The sequence below is a fragment of the Deltaproteobacteria bacterium genome (genome assembly GCA_016874775.1).
GTDB lineage: Bacteria > Desulfobacterota > Binatia > Bin18 > Bin18 > VGTJ01.
On the sequence record VGTJ01000131.1, the window covers coordinates 1 to 18,746 of the forward strand.

Annotated in this window: 19 protein-coding genes; 12 read left to right on the plus strand and 7 right to left on the minus strand. The window is 52.5% G+C overall.

What is annotated here, in order from left to right:
* Positions 1-352: 352 nt before the first annotated feature.
* On the plus strand, positions 353-1,177 hold the full coding sequence (locus FJ147_19880; GenBank protein ID MBM4258139.1) for an alpha/beta hydrolase: 825 nt from the start codon (positions 353-355) through the stop codon (positions 1,175-1,177).
* Between the two features lie 99 nt (positions 1,178-1,276).
* Here FJ147_19880 and FJ147_19885 read toward each other — a convergent pair whose 3' ends face one another.
* Together FJ147_19885 and FJ147_19890 are read right to left on the minus strand one after the other, a co-directional pair.
* Positions 1,277-2,071: an enoyl-CoA hydratase gene (locus tag FJ147_19885; GenBank protein MBM4258140.1), complete on the minus strand. Its 795-nt coding sequence runs from the start codon at positions 2,069-2,071 to the stop codon at positions 1,277-1,279.
* A gap of 27 nt (positions 2,072-2,098) precedes the next feature.
* Positions 2,099-3,013, minus strand: a complete 915-nt coding sequence (locus FJ147_19890) for an LLM class flavin-dependent oxidoreductase (GenBank protein MBM4258141.1) — start codon at positions 3,011-3,013, stop codon at positions 2,099-2,101.
* Positions 3,014-3,132: 119 nt separating this feature from the next.
* On the opposite strand from FJ147_19890, the gene FJ147_19895 reads away from it, so the two are divergent.
* From FJ147_19895 to clpB, 4 genes are all read left to right on the plus strand, one after another.
* Entirely contained in the window at positions 3,133-3,510 is a 378-nt protein-coding gene (locus FJ147_19895; protein ID MBM4258142.1) for a DUF1992 domain-containing protein, read from the plus strand.
* A gap of 103 nt (positions 3,511-3,613) precedes the next feature.
* A complete protein-coding gene (locus FJ147_19900) occupies positions 3,614-4,525 on the plus strand; it encodes a catechol 2,3-dioxygenase (protein ID MBM4258143.1) in 912 nt (303 codons plus the stop codon).
* Between the two features lie 146 nt (positions 4,526-4,671).
* The gene (locus FJ147_19905; GenBank protein ID MBM4258144.1) at positions 4,672-5,136 is read left to right on the plus strand and encodes an Hsp20/alpha crystallin family protein; all 465 of its coding nucleotides are present in this window, start codon (positions 4,672-4,674) and stop codon (positions 5,134-5,136) included.
* Between the two features lie 46 nt (positions 5,137-5,182).
* The gene (gene clpB, locus FJ147_19910) at positions 5,183-7,801 is read left to right on the plus strand and encodes an ATP-dependent chaperone ClpB (GenBank protein MBM4258145.1); all 2,619 of its coding nucleotides are present in this window, start codon (positions 5,183-5,185) and stop codon (positions 7,799-7,801) included.
* On the opposite strand, the gene FJ147_19915 is transcribed toward clpB, so the two are convergent.
* Complete coding sequence (locus FJ147_19915) at positions 7,774-8,661, minus strand: hypothetical protein (protein ID MBM4258146.1); 888 nt, start codon at positions 8,659-8,661, stop codon at positions 7,774-7,776. The genes clpB and FJ147_19915 overlap by 28 nt on opposite strands.
* Positions 8,662-8,745: 84 nt before the next feature.
* On the opposite strand from FJ147_19915, the gene FJ147_19920 reads away from it, so the two are divergent.
* The 4 genes from FJ147_19920 to FJ147_19935 all read left to right on the plus strand — a co-directional run bounded on the left by FJ147_19920 (position 8,746) and on the right by FJ147_19935 (position 11,543).
* Positions 8,746-9,405, plus strand: a complete 660-nt coding sequence (locus FJ147_19920; protein ID MBM4258147.1) for a TetR/AcrR family transcriptional regulator — start codon at positions 8,746-8,748, stop codon at positions 9,403-9,405.
* A gap of 85 nt (positions 9,406-9,490) precedes the next feature.
* Positions 9,491-9,703, plus strand: a complete 213-nt coding sequence (locus tag FJ147_19925; GenBank protein MBM4258148.1) for a dodecin domain-containing protein — start codon at positions 9,491-9,493, stop codon at positions 9,701-9,703.
* 5 nt (positions 9,704-9,708) lie between these two features.
* Positions 9,709-10,692: an MBL fold metallo-hydrolase gene (locus FJ147_19930; GenBank protein ID MBM4258149.1), complete on the plus strand. Its 984-nt coding sequence runs from the start codon at positions 9,709-9,711 to the stop codon at positions 10,690-10,692.
* A 128-nt stretch (positions 10,693-10,820) separates the two neighbouring features.
* The gene (locus FJ147_19935) at positions 10,821-11,543 is read left to right on the plus strand and encodes a 3'-5' exonuclease (protein MBM4258150.1); all 723 of its coding nucleotides are present in this window, start codon (positions 10,821-10,823) and stop codon (positions 11,541-11,543) included.
* Between the two features lie 32 nt (positions 11,544-11,575).
* On the opposite strand, the gene FJ147_19940 is transcribed toward FJ147_19935, so the two are convergent.
* From FJ147_19940 to FJ147_19950, 3 genes are all read right to left on the minus strand, one after another.
* A complete protein-coding gene (locus FJ147_19940) occupies positions 11,576-11,923 on the minus strand; it encodes a hypothetical protein (protein MBM4258151.1) in 348 nt (115 codons plus the stop codon).
* 108 nt (positions 11,924-12,031) lie between these two features.
* Positions 12,032-12,865, minus strand: a complete 834-nt coding sequence (locus FJ147_19945; protein MBM4258152.1) for a transporter substrate-binding domain-containing protein — start codon at positions 12,863-12,865, stop codon at positions 12,032-12,034.
* A 42-nt stretch (positions 12,866-12,907) separates the two neighbouring features.
* Positions 12,908-13,426, minus strand: coding sequence for a gamma carbonic anhydrase family protein (locus FJ147_19950; protein ID MBM4258153.1), 519 nt, complete (start codon positions 13,424-13,426; stop codon positions 12,908-12,910).
* A gap of 138 nt (positions 13,427-13,564) precedes the next feature.
* Between FJ147_19950 and FJ147_19955 the strand changes: the two genes are divergently transcribed.
* Positions 13,565-14,770: a VWA domain-containing protein gene (locus tag FJ147_19955; GenBank protein ID MBM4258154.1), complete on the plus strand. Its 1,206-nt coding sequence runs from the start codon at positions 13,565-13,567 to the stop codon at positions 14,768-14,770.
* Positions 14,771-14,797: 27 nt separating this feature from the next.
* Here the strand turns inward: FJ147_19955 and FJ147_19960 are convergent, their stop codons facing one another.
* Positions 14,798-15,184 carry a hypothetical protein gene (locus FJ147_19960; GenBank protein MBM4258155.1) on the minus strand — a complete coding sequence of 129 codons (387 nt, stop codon included), beginning with the start codon at positions 15,182-15,184 and terminating at the stop codon, positions 14,798-14,800.
* 653 nt (positions 15,185-15,837) lie between these two features.
* Here FJ147_19960 and FJ147_19965 point away from each other — a divergent pair.
* Both FJ147_19965 and FJ147_19970 read left to right on the plus strand, forming a co-directional pair.
* Positions 15,838-17,103, plus strand: a complete 1,266-nt coding sequence (locus FJ147_19965) for a DUF1565 domain-containing protein (GenBank protein ID MBM4258156.1) — start codon at positions 15,838-15,840, stop codon at positions 17,101-17,103.
* A 168-nt stretch (positions 17,104-17,271) separates the two neighbouring features.
* Complete coding sequence (locus tag FJ147_19970) at positions 17,272-18,552, plus strand: IS5 family transposase (GenBank protein ID MBM4258157.1); 1,281 nt, start codon at positions 17,272-17,274, stop codon at positions 18,550-18,552.
* The last annotated feature ends 194 nt before the right edge of the window (positions 18,553-18,746 follow it).

Sequence of the window (18,746 nt, forward strand, 5' to 3'; positions counted from 1 at the left end):
CCTATGTCGCTCTTAGCTCCATCGCTGCTCGCTCACAAGACCTTCTTTGCTTGCTCCCGCGGAACAAATCGGGTGTCGCTCTTTCCTCCTTCCTGCCTCTCGTGTTTCCTCTTCGTTCATCAGGCCAGCCACAGACACAGCAGCGCACTGAATACGAGGATGATGTGGAGAGAGGTATGATGGCGCATGGCTATTCTCCAGTTCACCAAATACGGCTCCTGATACCGGGAGTATCGGACTTGCGGGAACCAATCTTTAATTGCGCTGGTGTTCGGAGCGAAATCCTGACAAACTCCCGAGAGACCAGGCAGTTAACGATTTTTGTGTTAGGAGGGAGAAAAAGGAGAACCTTATGCCACATGTTGATGATAACAACGGGGTAAAACTCTGGTACCGCGTCAAAGGGAGTGGTGAGCCGCTGGTTTTGAGTGGTGGGTTTGGGTTGCTGCATAATCAGTTTGATTATGTTGTCGATATTCTTGCCAAAGATTTTCAGGTGATTGACTGGCACTATCGCGGCGCGGGTGAGTCCGACCGTGCGTGGGTTGGTGGCTATCCGCTTGACCGGTGGGTCGATGACTTAGAGATGATTCTCAATCACCTCAATGTGAAGGAGGCGAATTTATGGGGTACGTCGACAGGGGCTCCATTGTCAATTCGTTATACTGCGCGCTATCCGCACCGCGTGAAAAGTCTGATTACTTATCCCAGTTTCAAAGCTGGTGTTGCATCGCGCAAAATGTTTCAGGTGTTTCTCGATATCACCGAAGTCTTTGGCTATGAGGCGCTAGCGCGGTTTACCTCGTGGATTGGCTGTGCAGACCACAATGTCTTCTCACAGACGGGGAATGACATTGCCATCTTCGAGGCTGAAGCTTTCAAGAAGAACTTCTCGATTGAGTCGCTGGCAAAAACGTTGGAAGTCTTCACGCAGATCGATCTCACCAGCGATATAGCAAAGATCAAAGTCCCAACGTTGATTTTGCTGGGGGACTCGGGGAAGCTCGGCGGAAAGACGGCTACAATGATCGACGCAATCCGTAGCTTCCGTATGTATTGCCCACAGAGTCAAGTTGTACAAATCAAAGAGGGCGGGGGCACCTATTGCATGATCGAAAAGCCACAGGAATCAGCACAGGCGGTGAGAGAGTTTATTCGGAGTTTGGCGAGGCAGTGAACTGTGGCGCGTGAAACGTGTTACGTATTGCGAGGGACTTGAACTCGTCGCAGTCCCTCTTTGCTGTTTTCTCACGCAACACGCTCCACGTGTGACGTACTATTTCCCCTGAAACTTCGGTCTGCGCTTCTGCATAAATGCAGTAACACCTTCTTTGTAATCGTCACTGTTAAAGCAGCGCGTCGACCAGGCGCGGATTTTGTCCATGTCGCGGAGGGTTGCTGCTTTGGTGCTCTCACGCACGAAGAACTTGTGTGATGCGACACTCAGCGGGGCGTTATCGGCGATCTTCAGGGCATAGTCTCGCGTGTAGGATTCTAGTTCGGCTTTCGGCACAACTTGGTTGACTAAGCTCATACGTAGGGCTTCTGCTGCATTGTATACGCGAGCCGTGACCAGAATTTCCGTCGCGTTCGCTGCCCCAACAACATGCACGAGACGTTCGACGCCACGTTCGACGGGATATGCGACACTCAAACGAGCTGCAGGGATGCAGAACCGAGAATCATCAGAACAAATGCGCAGATCACACATCACCGCGACCGAACAGCCTCCGCCGAAACAAATGCCATTGATCATCGCGACAACGGGTTTTTCTAGGGTTGCAAGCGAGGCCAGCGCAGTGCCGGTTGCTCGGTCATACGTTTGTGTGGTGTCAGCGTTAGCGCGGACAGAACCAAACTGTGAGATATCTGCGCCAGAAATGAAAGCTTCGTCGCCGGCGCCACGAATGAGCAGGACGCGAATATCATTGTCGGCTGCAACCTGAGCGACAAAGTCTGGAATCGCTTGCCACATTTCTAGACTGACGGCATTGCGGCGTTCTGGACGGTTGAACGTAATCCATGCCAACGGGGCCTCTTTGTGGAACAATAGTGGTTGGGCAGATGACATAAAAACTCCTTTCCTCAGGGACCCCTATTAGCGAAACGCTGGAATCACCTCTTTGGCCAACAAGCGGGTGTTTTCATCAACGTAGTCAGGCCGACAAGCCGATGGCAAAACAATCATCTGCGCTCCGGCATCGACATACTCTTTGAGTCGTTTGCGGCAGTCTTCAGGAGTGCCCGCGAGGGCGTATTTATCGATCAGTTTTGAGAAATCTTGATTGTACTGTTTGCTCAGTTTGTCACTGGCCATTTGTCGACCGGTTTCTTTGTTGCCGTGGACAGCAGCGAAAATGAAGACACCCGGAGTGAATGGGGCGGATTCTCGCCCGTACTCTTTACGCAGTTTGTTAATTGTTTCGATGCTGCTGTGCAGTTGCTCGGGAGTGTACATATACGGGAGCCACCCATTGGCGTACTTTGCTGTCCGTTGCATTGCTGGTTCCTTACGCCCAGCGACCCAAATGGGCGGGTGTGGGCTTTGCAGCGGAGCGGGTTCGATCGACACTTCGTTGAGGGTGGTGTATTTGCCCTTGAAGCTGACATTCTTTTCCGTCCACAATTTTGTAATCACTTCTAGTGCCTCGTTGGTACGGGAGCCTCTTTGCTTGACTGGTACCCCGCAGGCTTCAAACTCTTTGGGAAACTCACCGCCGATACCGATACCAAAGTTGTAGCGTCCGCCGGAAGCAACATCGAGTGCAGCACCCATTTTGGCGACGATGGCCGCAGGATAGAGCGGGAGCAGGACCACCGAGCTGAGCAGCTTGATCTTGGTTGTTGCGCCTGCGGCGACTGATAATGAGATAAAGGTGTTGGAGACCGGCCCGTAAAACATCACATGCTCACCACAACCGAGAAAGTCATAGCCGAGGTCTTCTGCTTGTCGAGCAAATTCCGCTGTCCCCGTTACTGACGGCAACGCTGTGCCAAATTCGATCTTCGCCATGAGCCCTCCTTGTGAATAACGTGCTCTCTCTCATAGCCTTGGTTTGGGCAAAGAATCAACCCGTGTTGACAGTCGAAGGATGCTCCTCGTATCGTGACGTCGGGGAAACGGAGGAATCGATGGCAATCTCCTTCTTTACGCGCATAGTAGGGGAGCGTATCCGTGAGGCACAAAAAGATGGAGCGTTTGATAATTTGCCGGGGAAAGGCAAGCCGTTGCAACTCGAAGACCACAGTATGATTCCCGAGGACTTGCGCATGTCGTATCACATCCTCCGTAATGCGCACGTGCTTCCTCCAGAAGCTGAGATTCAAAAAGAGATTCATACCCTCCAAGAGTTGTTGAAATATATTGAAGAAGATGGCGAGCGCAAAGCGTTGGTGAAGGAAATCGAGTGGAAGTTCATCCGCCTTGATCTGCTTCGCCGACGCTCGTTCTCTTGGCAGACCTCTCGATTGTACGGCAAGAAACTGGTGCGGCGACTTCTGCACCGCTAGTCTTTGGATCATCCGTCTTTTACCCTTGTGTTCTTTGAGACTGATTGCTGCTCCGCGAAAAGCCAGCTAAAGCTGAGGCCATATTACTCAGGAGGGAAATGTCATGAGTGTCATGCGGCTTGGGTTCGTTCACGTGCGTGAGAGCGACCTGGAGAAAGCCTCTGCGTATTACACCGACGTGATGGGTTTACAAGAAGTCGCTCGTACAGATGGGAAGCGGTACTTCAAGTGCTGGGATGAGTACGATCATCACAGTGTGGTCGTTGAACATGGTGGTCTCGGGCTGGTGAAAATGGGCTACAAAGTAGAGTCGCAAGACGAACTGAGTACGTTAGAGAAAAAGATTGAAGCGTTTGGCGTGCCGGTGCGACGTGTGTCTCGTGGTGAGAATCTTGCCATCGGGCAAGCGCTCCGTTGTACCCTGCCGTCAGAGCATGTGCTCGAACTGTATGCTGAGGCAGAACAGAGCGGAACTGCGACAGGCAATCTCAATCCTGATCCTTGGCCGGGCGAACAAAAGGGGATCGCACCGTCGCGCCTCGATCATCTACTGCTCACGGCAGATGATGTTCAAACCAACGCTGAGTTCTTCACTTCCGTGCTCGGCTTTCGTATGAGTGAGCGGATTATTCCTGGCCCTGGGAACGAAGAATTACTAGCGGCGTTTCTGTTCTGTTCGAACAAGGCTCATGATATCGCTTTTGTCAAAGGCCCGAATGGCAAGCTGCATCACTATGCTTTTTGGCTCGATAGTTGGAATGATATTCTGAGAGCTGGAGATATACTGGGAAAAAATGGACTCACGATTGATTTCGGTCCGACGCGGCATGGGATCACCCGTGGGACCACAATTTATTTCTTTGGTCCCAATGGGAATCGGAATGAGGTGTTCTCAGGTGGGTATATGACCTATCCAGATTTTCCCTGTATTACCTGGACCGCTGATCAAATTGGGAAAGCGATCTTCTATATCCACCAAGAAGTGAACGATCGTTTCAGCAACTACACAACATAACCCCTCTTTGGGAAGGTAATCACTATCTTCTGCCCCGCAAGCCCTGTGGAGCAAAATCTTTCTCTTTCTCTGTTGTTTCTACAAAATATCACTCGTAGTTTTCTTTTCCCTTGACACCTGGTTGCGACGACTTACCTTTATCTCACATGCAGACAAGAGGAGGTCGTTACATGACATTCACCCATTGGGATCCATTCCACGAATTGACAGAGGTACATAGGCACTTTTCTACCCTCGTGAACGACACTCTGCGAGAGCATACGTATCCACAAAAAAGTGGCGAGGGGTGGAATCCCGCTGTTGATGTGAGTGAAACCGCCGAAGGCTATACATTTACGATTGAGTTGCCTGGTATGGCGCCAGAGACTGTAGCCGTAGAGGTCAAGGAGAATATGCTGACCGTAAAAGGCGAGCGCAAAGTGGCAACCTTGAAAGAGGGGGAACGCTATCTCCACCGTGAACGGCCCCATGGACGTTTTGCGCGCGTATTTCGCATGAAGAAACCGGTTCAAGCTGATGGGGTCACCGCTTCTTATCGAGATGGCGTCCTCTCGATTGAGGTACCTCTCCGTGCAGAAGCAAAGCCGCGCAAAATTCACGTTCAGGGATAATTCATCGTCCAGGGCGGCAGCAGAGCAGAGAGAGAAGGAGTAATTCGTGGATCTCAATCGTTTCACTGAAAAATCGCAAGAAGCGCTGCGCAATGCACAGGCATTAGCGACGAGGCGCAGCCACCAGAGTGTGGATGTGGAACATCTCCTTGCTGCGCTCTGCGAAGAGACTGAAGGATTAACGGCTGCCTTACTCGCAGCTGCCGGGATCGCGCCAAGCGCGGTCCGTGAGCGAGTCGAACAAGAACTCACCCGGATTCCTCAGGTGTCAGGGCCAGGTGCGGGTGCTCAACAAGTCTACATCACACAACGGCTGTCTCGCACCTTGACGCAAGCCGAAGACGAGGCAAAAGAGCTCAAAGACGAGTATGTCAGCGTCGAGCATTTACTCTTGGCGATGCTGAGCGAGAGTGGCAACATTGGTAGACTTCTGAAGTCTCTCGGATTGACGCGTGAACGTTTCATGACAGCGCTACAGAAAGTACGGGGGCATCAACGTGTCACGAGTCCGAATCCGGAGACGACCTACCAAGCGTTAGAGCGTTATGGACGAGATCTGACCAAGCTCGCGACGCAGGGAAAACTTGATCCAGTCATTGGTCGTGATGAAGAAATTCGCCGCGTCGTGCAAGTTTTATCCCGCCGGACCAAGAACAATCCTGTCCTGATTGGCGATCCTGGAGTGGGGAAGACGGCGATTGTTGAAGGATTGGCCCAACGTATCATTCGTGGTGATGTTCCGGAGAGCTTGAAGAACAAGCGACTCATCGTGCTTGATATGGGGTCGCTGATTGCCGGTGCGAAATTCCGTGGTGAGTTTGAAGAGCGCCTCAAAGCCGTACTCAAGGAAGTCCAGGAATCTGACGGTGAAGTTATTCTCTTTATTGACGAACTCCACACGGTTGTCGGTGCTGGTGCGGCTGAAGGAGCGATGGACGCTTCCAACTTGCTGAAGCCAATGCTGGCGCGTGGCGAGTTGCACTGCATTGGTGCGACGACGCTCGACGAATATCGCAAATATGTCGAAAAAGACCGTGCCTTGGAGCGGCGCTTCCAGCCGGTGTTGGTCGATCAACCGAGCGTTGAAGATACCATCTCAATTCTCCGCGGGCTGCGTGAGCGGTACGAAGTCCATCATGGTGTACGGATTAAAGACGCTGCGCTTGTCACCGCGGCCATCCTATCACATCGTTACATTAGCGATCGCTTCTTGCCAGATAAAGCAATCGACTTGATCGATGAAGCTGCGGCGAAACTACGCACGGAAATCGATTCGATGCCGACAGAGTTGGATGAAGTATCACGAAGAGTGATGCAACTGGAAATCGAGCGTGAAGCGTTGCGTAAAGAAACTGACCAACCATCACGCGAACGCTTGATCAAACTCGAGAAAGAACTTGCTGATCTGAAAGAAGAGGACCATCGACTGCGTGCGCAATGGGAGCGAGAGAAAGGCGCGCTCGGTGGTGTCGCCGAACTCCAAAAAAAGTTAGAGGCCGCACGTCAGGAACTCGACAAGGTGAGCCGCCCGGATAGTAGAGAATACAATCTCGCGCGGGCGAGCGAACTGCAATACAAAGATATTCCCGAGCTGGAAAAGATGATTGAGACCGCCGGAGAAGGTGGTGCACGTCTTATCAAAGACCATGTCGACGAGGATGACATTGCCGCGGTAGTTTCACGCTGGACAGGTATCCCTGTTGTGAAGTTGCTTGAAGGTGAGAAGGAAAAGCTCTTGCAGCTGGATAAACATCTGCATAAACGTGTCATTGGGCAAGACGAGGCCGTCCAGGTAGTTGCCGATGCGGTGATTCGTGCCCGCTCCGGTCTGAAGGATCCGAACCGTCCGATTGGTTCGTTTATTTTCCTTGGTCCGACGGGTGTGGGGAAAACCGAACTGGCGCGGGCGTTGGCGGAGTTCCTCTTCGATGATGAAGCGAACATGGTGCGGCTCGATATGTCAGAGTACATGGAAAAGCATACCGTGGCGCGCTTAATTGGTGCCCCTCCGGGATATGTTGGCTATGATGAAGGTGGACAACTGACCGAGGCGGTTCGACGACGACCGTATTCGGTCATCTTGTTCGATGAAATCGAGAAAGCCCATCCCGATGTCTTCAACGTTTTGTTGCAAATTCTCGATGATGGACGGCTTACTGATGGTCATGGCCGTACGGTCGACTTCAAGAATACGGCAGTGATCATGACCTCGAACGTTGGCAGTCAGTTAATTCTGGGCTATCGCGGTGACACAGATTCGGATGCCTATGAACGGATGAAACAGTCTGTGCTAGATGCACTCCGACAGCAATTCCGACCCGAGTTCCTCAACCGTGTTGACGATATTGTGGTGTTCCACAGCTTGGCTCGCGAGCATCTCAAGTCGATTGTCGACATTCAGCTTGAACGCCTGCGCAAACGGTTGGCTGAGCGCCATATCACACTCGAACTCACCGAGGCAGCGAAAGAGTACTTTGCGACTACTGGGTATGACCCAACGTATGGCGCACGTCCTCTCAAGCGGTTACTGCAACGCGAGATTGAAACGACGCTTGGTCGCAAACTGTTAGCTGGCGAGATTCGCGAACATTCGCGTGTTGTTGTCGACTGGGATGGTAAGCAGCTGTCGTTTACTGGTCAGCCTGCGACTGCTGAGGCTGCCTGACTGTCAGATGGTGCCGGGACTTCTTCTGGTGAGAAGTCCCGCTCCACAAGCTGCGAATACACATCGTAGCGTTCAAGAATAGCGTTCGCATAGCGAACGGCCTCACGTCCTTGGGCGTATCCGTACAGTGTCTTGCTGTGATATGTCGGATTTTCTAACAAAGGTAAGATGAGCTCCATCGACTCACCCCAACAATCTGGATCGTATCCTTGAAGCCGTGCGATTCGTTGCCCGTCTTCGACATGCCCCAGTCCCATCACGTAGCTCGCCAGAATGAGAGCGAGACGGTCACGCGGGCGTCCATCTTGAAATTGACGTGAAAGAAAGCTGAGGTATTTCACTCCAGCCTCAATGTTTGCATGTGGATCTTGGATGTTTTTTAAGCCAACAAGTTGTGCAGTGAAGGGCATGAGTTGCATCAGGCCGGATGCCCCCGCGCTACTCACACGACGGTGATCAAACCGTGATTCTTCAAAAATCAACGCCGCAACAAATCGCCAATCAAACCCTGCTTCTTCCGCATGGCGAGCAATAACTCGATCATAGCGTGACAGTCGCCTTCGTGCATTGAACAATTCTTTCATCTCGCGAGTGAACACGGTCTGTGAATCGTTGATGGCGTTTGTCGTGGAAAATTGCCTACTTTGGGGAGTTTCGGGTGGGGGAACGGGGAACTGCACTTCACTATGAAGATAATTACCAACTCTTGTTTGTCGAGGAAGCACTGGATGAGAAAGTTCTCGCATCGGGGGGGGGAGGAGATCTCGAAAAAATGAGTCCAGACGGGATTGGGCAACGCCGCACACCACACTAACCACTATCCCCAGCCAAACCCCGGCACGCAGGTACATGGCGGCCATGTCGGGCTCATATATGACTGCCTTTGTTTTGACAAGCCCTTCGTGCGTTGACAGGGAAAAAATTTTTCCCTACCGTGCTGCCCTATGGGTGCCCGTGAAAAGATTCTAGAAGTCGCAGCGCGCCTCTTTGCTATGCAAGGCTTTCGCGCAACCTCTCTCGCTCAAGTGGCGCGCGCCGCGCACGTGAGCAAAGCGCTGGTGTTGTGGCACTTTGAGAGTAAAGAGCAGCTCTTTCACGCTGCGCTCCAACATTTTCTTGCGCCGTATGAGATTCTCGATCAAGGTCTTGATGGACTCACTGAGAGTGATCAACTTGAACGTCTGATCAACGATTACTACGAATTTGTTGCGGAGCATCTCTCTTCCGTCAAATTTTTTCTCGGACAGGTCGTTCGAGGCGATGACAATAGCCCAGAGCTGGTGTCGCAAGTCCGGCAACTCTATCATGTGTACCGTGAACTGTTGGCGTCGATTCTTGAGCGTGGCAAAGTCCGCGGTGTGTTCGCTGCTACTGTTCAACCGCAGGCAGAAGCTGCGCTCCTGATGGCCAGCTTAAATGGGCTGCTTGTCCAGCGCTTGGTTGAAGATGTGACAGAAGAACAAGAACGAGAACTCTTGGCGCATTTTCAACACACTCTCAAGATGCGCCTGACTACTCTTGGTGCGCCCGCGGAGGTCGTTGTCCCGCCACACACGGAACTGCGAGCAGAGATAACGTCCCCCCAACGCGCAGGGCGACAATAGTGAGAATATATAGGCGAAAACACAGGATCTCGACGGAGTACAGGTAAGGAACTTGTCGTTGCTATTCAGCGACAAAGGAGGTCGTATGGTTGAGAAAACGATTGAACTGACTGGAGCATCATCAACGAGTATTGAGGACGCGGTCTCGCTTGCTATTGCTCGTGCGGCTGTAGCTATCAGTGGGATTTACCAGGTACAACTCACGGATATTTCTGCCCAAGTTGAGGATGGCATGGTGGCACGGTGGAAAGTCAAAATCAAAGCGACGTTTCCGGTGAAGGATCGCGTACACGAGTAAAGGTTATGGATACAAAGATCCATGAGGTTGCTTCCGGTGTGTATCAACTCTATTTGCCGTTACCGATGCGGCCCAGCATCGTCAATGTCTATCTGGTGCGCGATGGCGACGAATGGGCGCTGATCGACACCGGCATGCATAGTGAGGAAAGCATTGAGACCTTTAAAACGGCGTTGGCTCAAGTGGGATGTCCGCTGACGTCGGTTCGGCAAATTTTTTGTACGCACCATCATACCGACCACTTTGGTACTTCGCGGCTGTATAAGGAGCTGACTGGCGCAACAGTGTTCCTCCATGCGCTCGAAGTTCCCCGGGTTGAACGTATGCAATCCCATACGCCGTTACCTGAAGCGCTCGCTTTTTTTCGTTCTCATGGAGTACCCCTCCCTGATTCCCCTGGTGCGATGCCCACCCCTGGCCGGTATTTCGGAACGTTGTACTCGCCGGTGCAGCCTGACCACCACCTCAATGATGGTGATGTGTTGCATGTTGGAAAACGGGAAGTGGTAGTGATTTGGACGCCAGGACACACGTCCGGACATTGTTGCTTCTATTTGCCTCAGGACAAGGTACTCATTGTTGGGGATCATCTGTTACCAAAGATTACGCCACACGTTGGGGTCTATTATTTTGGACCAGACAATCCGCTCCAAGATTTTCTTAATTCTCAACAAAAAGTGCAGCCCTTCGATGTTGACTTGGTCCTTCCTGCACATGGAGGAGTATTTAAAGACCACCGCTATCGTGCGCAGCAAATCATCCAACATCACAGATATAGATTGCAGGAGATTCTTGATACAATTCGGCGCGGACATGCACGAACGGCGTATGACGTAGCACTGGAAGTTTTTGGCCTGCCTCAAGATCGGCCTATCTTCCATACGATGGCGGCAACATTTGAAACTCTCGCGCATTTGCATCTGTTGATGTACGACGGCAAAGCGCGACGGGTCGAAGAAGGAAACTCTGTCAAGTTCATTGCTCAGTAACGTGCTGCGGTGAGGTTTTTGTTCTGCCCGCGGACGATGCGCCGAAAACAGAATCGCTTTGCGCCCGACAATGAAGGGGGAGCGCTTCTCTCGGCGAACAGGTCTTCTCCGCTTTGTTAAGGAATGCTATGCGGTACACGATCGTCGACATTGAAACTCGGATCAACAAGGAGTTAGTGCGAGAAGTGTATTTCTCGCACGAGAATTTCTCTGCCGAGGAAGCCTACTCCCGGTTTCAACAGCAACTCCGGCAGGAACAGGGAAACGACTTTTTCCCCCTCTCGTTCCACATTCCAATTTCAATCGCTATTGGGCAGGTAAATGAAGAACGTATTCTGACCGCAGTTGAAACTGTTGATGAAGGTGAATACAGCGAAGATGGGATTGTCCGAAGCTTTTGGGCCCGACTCGAACGGTTCCCCGGCACCTTGGTGACGTTTAATGGCCGGAACTTCGATTTACCGGTATTAGAACTGCAAGCGCTCAAGTATGGATGCTCAGCTCCTCGCTATTTTGGCGGAAAACACCGCAACCGCTACGCCGAAGAAGGTCATTACGACCTGTATGATTTTCTCACCAACCACGGTGTTCATCGCTTACGTGGCGGATTCAATGTCATAGCGAAGCTAATTGGCTTGCCGGGAAAAACCGAGATCGACGGCTCGATGGTCCAGCAATTGTGGCAAGACAAAAGGCTCCTCGACATTCACCGCTACTGTCGCCAAGATGTTATCCAAACCTATTTTCTCTTTTTGCGCATTGAGCTCATGCGTGGGCGTCTCACTCCTGGCCAGTATGAGCGCGCAGTGCAGCGATCTAAGGGATTTGCTGAAGAGTTGGAGCAGAAATAAACCAGGATGAGAAGGTCGTAAGAGCTCACCCCTCAGCGATGTTCCTCTTGCCGCGTTCCGTTTCCGACTGCCAACAGCGCCTCCGTGAGGTGTTGTTTTCCTGTCGCAGAAACGCCACCCATAGTGACCTCTTCGTCTGTGAGGCGTTGCAGCAAAGAATGATCCTGTAAATGTATAGCGGCTCGCGCTAACTCGCGGACGATCCGGTCGTTCAGTTCTGTCAGTACAGGACGGAGATCGTTGTTGAGGTCTAGCCCCCGCGCCCATGAAGGGATGCCGTTCTCGTCCAGTGGGTTTTGCAGGGCTGTTTGCTGTACTTCTTTTGCAAGCGCGATCTGTACCTTGAAGACATGCTGTGCGGCTCTTTCGTCGAGGCCCAACGTGCGCGCCTGAGCTGCGACATGTTGCAGTACTGCCTGTTCCTGTTGGGATGTCCTCGACCGGGAGGCTGTAGCGGCGTTTATAGTCAGCAATCGCCGGCATCAGTGCTAAGCGAACATCCAGCAGAGCAAACAGCGCCGACAATGGATGGATTTCACTCCTTGTTCGCTCTTCACCCAGCGGGTACGGAGTGCGTTGAGGAAGCCATCTGTTTCACGAGCAAGAAGCCAGTGCTCCAACCATTCCCGTAATTCGCTGTCGGTTCGACGGACCATATAGGCTTTGCGATCACGGCCAAAAGCTGGGAGCGCACGCAAGCTCCTATGGGCGGCAAGAAAGTGCGGAGCTTCAAGCGAATCTGTGAGTAACGCATCCGCCTGTTGATAAGCTACGAGATCTGGCAAAGAGAGATTCTTAGCGGTCGGTAAGATGGTCGCGTGACGAAAATGTGCCCGTGCAACCCGTTCAAGATGGCCACCCGCATTAACTGCGAGGCGAATGTTTGGCCGGTCAACCGCAGTCAACGAGGTAAATCGTTTCGCATCGGTAACCAACACAACTGCTGCGGCAATAGTGTAAGGTTGGGTAAAAGTCGCGTGCAGAAGGCGCTCTGGACGAATAGTGATACCGCTCATTGCGATGTCAAATGTGTTGGCGCGAAGATCGTCCAGGAGTTCTGGCCAACGGAAGCGGGTTAGGGCTAACTGTACCCCGAGATCTGTAGCCATGCGATGTGCAACCACGATGTCGAATCCTTCACAATCAGTTGTGTTCTCTGCGCAGAAGCTAAATGGTCGGTAATCGCCGCTGACACCAACGCGAAGGACTCCGCGCGCGCGAATATCAGCCAGACGGTCTGCCCGAACTTCGCCTATGCTGCTGAGCAAAACGACCCCAGCGAATATGGCGTGGAGCCAGCAGCGGTTTCGCGGAAGCATCATGCGACTGCTCACTGACGGGAACAAGTTCTTTTGCCCTGTGGATTACGGGATACGTTGATCAATATACTCACGAGCAAAACGAACATAGTTCTCTGCCGTGCGATGGAGTGTGGCAATTTCTTCCGGTTTCAGTGGCCGAGCGACTTTCGCCGGACTCCCGAGAACAAGGGAACGGGGAGGGATTTTACTGCGGGGGGAAACGACAGCCCCTGCGCCAATTAAGCACTCTTCGCCAACTTCTGCACCATCAAGGACAATCGCTCCCATTCCTACTAAGGTAAAAGCGCCAATGGTGCAGGCGTGGGCAACGACATTATGTGCGATCGACACCCCATCTCCGATAATCGTTGGGATGCCGCCACTAAAAACATGAATAGTGACATTATCTTGGATATTCACACGTGCGCCGATGCGGATATAGCAGACATCACCCCGTACCACAGCGTTGAACCACACACTCGATTCCTCGCCGATGTGGACATCGCCAATGACTTGTGCACTCTGTTGGATATAGGCGCTCGGATGAATCGTCGGAGTAATACCACGATGCGTGATGATCATGCTGAGTCCTTTACTGCGGGCATCGTCATAGAGGGAAGCGCCTCTAGGGTCAAGCGCCATCGACTAGCGAGTCTTTTGTGATACCGGCTTGTTCCTCTTAACAGAAGGGTCTAATCTCCCCCTTAGGAGGATACCGTCATGGGCACGAACAGATTAACCAGTGTGCTGGTGGCAACGCTCCTGACCGTCTTTGCAGCGACCACGCTCTTTGCTCAGCAGCGTTCTTCGCGTGAAGAATGGCAAGGGTCGCGAACGGATGACGACTGGCAAGGAGAACGACCCACTCCGCCATCACAGCAACCCTCTCCCTTCCCAGCTCCGCAGAAGCCTACGCGTTCAGGGAAGCAAGTGCTAGAAATTCCGTCCCAACGACAACAAGAGTCGCTTGAACCACCACGGCGACAGGCGGAACTGCCACCACGTTCGCAGCCAGAACTTCCACCGCGCCGCCAAAACGAAGACGTCCGTGCGCCGCAAGCAGTGACGGTTACTGTGACAAATCCCCAAGGTGGCTATATCCCTGGGTTGCAGCGGGACGATTTCACTTTATATGAAGATGGAGTTCCACAAGAGATTACCTACTTTAACACTGGCGATACTGAGCCAGTGAGCCTGGGATTGATTGTCGATACCAGTGGCAGCATGAAGACGAAGATCGAAAGGGCTCGGCAAGCATTGCGTCGCTTTATTGAGTCTATTCGCCCTCGAGACGAAGTGTTTATTGCTGAGTTCAACCAGCAGCCTTCTCTCCTCCAGGATTTTACTGACAGCCGGACCCTCTTGATGCAGGCCGTTAGTTTGCTGCGGCCAGTAGGTGGTACGTCGCTCTATGATGCAGTGCTTGATGGGTTACGTCGCGTCAAGACTGGGCAGAATCAGAAAAAGGCGTTGATTGTGGTAACAGATGGGATCGATACCGGAAGCTTTACGTCGCTTGATCAGGTCACGAATGCGGCACGCCGTTCCGGCGTTCTCCTCTACACCATTGGGATTGGTAATCCTCAAGGGGGCGGTGGGATTAGTGGTCCATCAATTATGATTGGCCCCTTTGCGGTTGTCGGTAGTGGCATAGGAGATGATCGAGTGGATTCTCACATCTTACGTCAGATCAGTAGCGAAACCGGAGGGGAACACTTCTTACTCAACCCGGCTGATGTAATGGGGAGTCGGTCTGTACTTGACGCTGCAGTGCAGGCCATTTCGCGCGAATTACGCCAGCAATACACGCTCGGCTATCGTTCGACCTTACCGTCGGATCGCTACCGAAGTGTACGTGTGGAAACACGGCGAGACGATGTGGTTGTGCGAACGCAGAAAGGGCACGCTGCTGAAGGGGGACGGTAAGAGTTCAAGCCAAGAACGCGTTACCGGCTATTTTTTATTCTTGAAGAAGTGCTCACGAACTTTCTCGCGATCGAGTGGCGTCGTTGGGAGTTCGTCGAAAATACTGGCAATGGCTTGAATGCAGCGAACGAAATCTGGCCATACTGTCGATGGACTATTAAAAGTCAGATGCACTGACTCAACACCCTCATGGGTGTGGGCGGCTCCACCGGTCTTGGCACTCTTGACGTCGAACCGCTGAATTGACGTCTTAATCTCCAGATGGAAAACGTCTGAAGACTCTTCACCGACTGGGCGGCGAAGTTCCATGAACACTGCACCGTCGCCGCCGTCGACTTCGACGATGTACCACTCGCCAGGATAGGCACTGGAGACTTTAATACGAGGAAGTTTATCTGTGGGATCGCTTGCCATGATTCCGTCCCTATAGCGGCACGCAGAGAAAAAGAAAAGGCCCTGAGGTTCAGGGCCTTTTCCGTTGAGTCCTCCGCCTAAGGAGTAACTAAAGGTGAAAGACGTTATTTCTTTTTGGTGGCTTTTTTCGCCGGCTTCTTCGCGGCTTTCTTAGCTGCCATAGTGACCTCCTGAGTATTCAGGCTGCCAGTGCCTGGGAGCATACAACCCTTCCCATGCCTTGTCCCTAGCGCCTGTCGTGGTTCGGGAACCCCTTACTACGGTTAACGAGCCCTAGGCGGATCTCACTTCCAAACTGTTTTCTAACAAACAATAAGAAATGCGTCAAGAGAGAAATAGCATTTGGGAAAAGATTTTTTAAAAAAAACTCCTTACTGGGCGGACGGTTCGTGGAGTTAAAATAGTGTTGCTTAATTGCATCGACGAAAATTAGCAGAATGTTCTACTTTTGTGCAAACGTTGTCCCAGTTTCTCCAAGGAATTTCTCTTTTTGTGAGAAAAGGTATTGACCCCCAAAGCGGAGTTCGGTAGGCTGCCTGACGCGTAGAGACGTTCGGAGTTGTGGGAACCCCGCCGTCTTGAGCCCTGGCCCGAATGTTGTCATTCGGGCCTTTTTTTGTGATTTTTCTCTCAACGCGTGTCTGGAGGGGGCTATGCGTACCATCATTGTTCACCCTACCGATTCTCAAGCTGATGCCACATCAATCACCAAAGCACTCTCATTTGCCCAATCTGGAGATGTTGTCTTGGTCCAGACTGGACAATACTCGCCAACCCGTACTGGAGAACAGCTGCCATTAGTCATTCCACCTGGAGTGTCAGTGATCGGAGCCGACAAACATGCTTGTTGCATCGACGGAGAGGGGCAGTTTGCCCCATCTTTTAATCCGATCAGAACGGATTTGTCTGTAATCACGCTTAGTGACTTTTCGTCGCTGAGTCATCTGACTGTGAGTAACGGTGGTGGGCACGGTGTGGCGGTTCCTCCAGGTTCGTCAGCAACTATTCACGATTGTACGATCAGTCAACATGGTGGTCACGGCATCTATCTTTGCGGTGTCACTGATGTGACTGTCTCTCATTGTGAATTTCTCTCGAACGGACGCAAACGTTTCGAACCCTCGTTGCCACGTGGGGTCGGTGCTCGACAAGGGCATCACATTTTCGCTGAGGCACGGAGCGGGCACCGCAATCGCCTTGTTGTCTCCGACAATACGATGCGCGAGTGTTTTGCTGATGGACTGGCATTCATCTGCTTTTTCTCTCAGCCCGACGGCGTATCGTTTGAAGCGCTGGTGCAACGTAATACCATTGAAGACAGCGAGCGTGGCGGCTTGTTGTTTTGCGGATCTTTTGGCCCATCGCAAAACCAGTTGCGCTTGACGATTGCCGATAACACATTGCGTAATAACAAGCAGTTTGGATTGAGTGTGATTGGAGCGTTTCCTTTAGGAGAAAAAGTTCCGTGCGGCACGTCTGTCCACGCGGGAGCTGATGGAAACGTCATTACTGGCAGCCCTATCGGTATCCTTGCGCAAGGTGCCGTCGGTGAAGCACACAGCAATGCTAGCTTCTTCACCCTTGTGCATAACCGTGTTGCTGATTGTGGCAAGAACGCTCTCCGCCTTGTTGGGGCGGTTGGTATGGACGGTGTTGCGACGAGCGGGAATTCCCTCACGGCTGCGCTGGCGTGGAACTCTTCTTCTGGGAATGCACCAGCGGCGATCGTGCAAGGTGCCGGTGGCGTTGCCACTGGCGGAGTGAGGAACAACAACGTCACCGTTCAGCTCTTGGCGAACACGTCATCGATTCCTTATGAAGAGGCATTTCTTGTCAGTGATGGGTTAGCTGAGAATCGCGCCGAGGTCGCATCGAGCGACCACGCCTGGACCCAGAAAGCAGGAAATCTTCTGTCCTGAATAATCAAGGCGGCGTTCTTGTTGCCGGACAGAACGCCGCAAAACAACTCACTACGTAGTCGAACCTGAAAAAAGGCGAAAGCGTAGGATCAGTGGGGACGCCAGCGACAAACAGATGGGCTAGAATCGCCAGGAAATGAGCAGAAGGGGACAAAAGCTGGTGATTTCATGAAGTGGAGAAAGCCAAAGAATCGGGTGGCGCGTCCCGGAGACGTGTTGTTGAAGGACTTCCTCAATGCGAGCCATCCCCTGTCTCGGTTAGCCAACGTAGTGAACTGGGGACAATTTGAGCGACAATTTGGCAAGTTGTATGCTGTCGAGATGGGACGCCCCGCGCTCCCAACGCGATTGCTCGTCGGTCTGCACTATTTGAAATACCTCTATAATGTGAGTGATGAGGTAGTGGTGGCGAGTTGGGTGGAGAATCCGTACTGGCAGTATTTTTGTGGGGAAGCCTATTTTATGCACGAGTGGCCGTGTGATCCGACGAGTTTAGTGAAGTGGCGCCAGCGCGTGGGAGTCGAGGGCAGCGAGAAGGTGCTCAAAGAATCCTTAGCGGCCGCGCAACGGGAAGCCCTGCTCCCGGCGGCAGAGCTCAAACGGGTCAATGTGGACACGACGGTGCAGGAGAAGGCGATCGCGTTTCCGACCGATGCGCGGTTGTATCACAAGGCGCGGCAAGCCCTAGTCCGGGTGGCGCGGTGTTGTAACTTTAAGTTACGCCAAAGCTATGTACGGCTGAGCAAGCGGGCCTTAGTGAATCAAGGGCGCTATGGTGCTGCGCGGCAACGCAAACGCGCCCGACGAGAAACCCGCAAACTGCGCACGTATTTGGGGCGGGTGCTGCGCAATGTGGAACGGGGGAAGTTAAAGCTCGCACCCAAACAGGAACAAGTCGTGAGTGTCGCCCAGCGGATCTTCACGCAGCAACGCACGGATCATGGCAAGGTCTACAGCGTGCATGCTCCAGAGGTCGAGTGTATCGCCAAAGGCAAAGCCCAGAAGCACTACGAGTTTGGGTGCAAAGTGCCGATCGTCACCACGTCGCAGAACAACTGGATTGTCGGAATCGATGCGGTGCATGACAATCCGTATGATGGAGCGACTTTGAAACCGGCGCTAGCCCAGGTCAAGCGCTTGACGGGCACCCGACCCGAGGAAGTGTTTGTCGATAAGGGCTTTCGTGGGCAGCGCTATCATCCCAAGGGCGTGGCGGTGTACATTACCGGATGGCGGAATCTCACGCCGCTCTTGAGTAAGTTGCTCAACCGCCGGTCAGCGATTGAGCCGGTGATTGGCCACACCAAACATGATCACGGCATGAATCGGAATTATCTGCTTGGCAAAGTCGGCGATCGGATCAACACTCTGCTGAGTGGTGCGGCTTGGAATCTCAAGAAACTCTGGCGCCATTTTGTCGCCCATCCACTCCCAGTGCCTGTGACCTGACTTTTTCAGGGCCGACTACTACTACTACTCCGTTAAGTAGATTATGCTGAACTAAAGAGCGGAATGCGCTGCGCAAGGTGATACGTTCGACACTGTGGACACTGGGTAAAGTTGAAAAGGAGATTGAGCCACCGCCGGAGGGCGGGCAGAGTCCAGCGCGCGTTTTTTTTTCTGCCGCAAGAGTTGCAGAAACC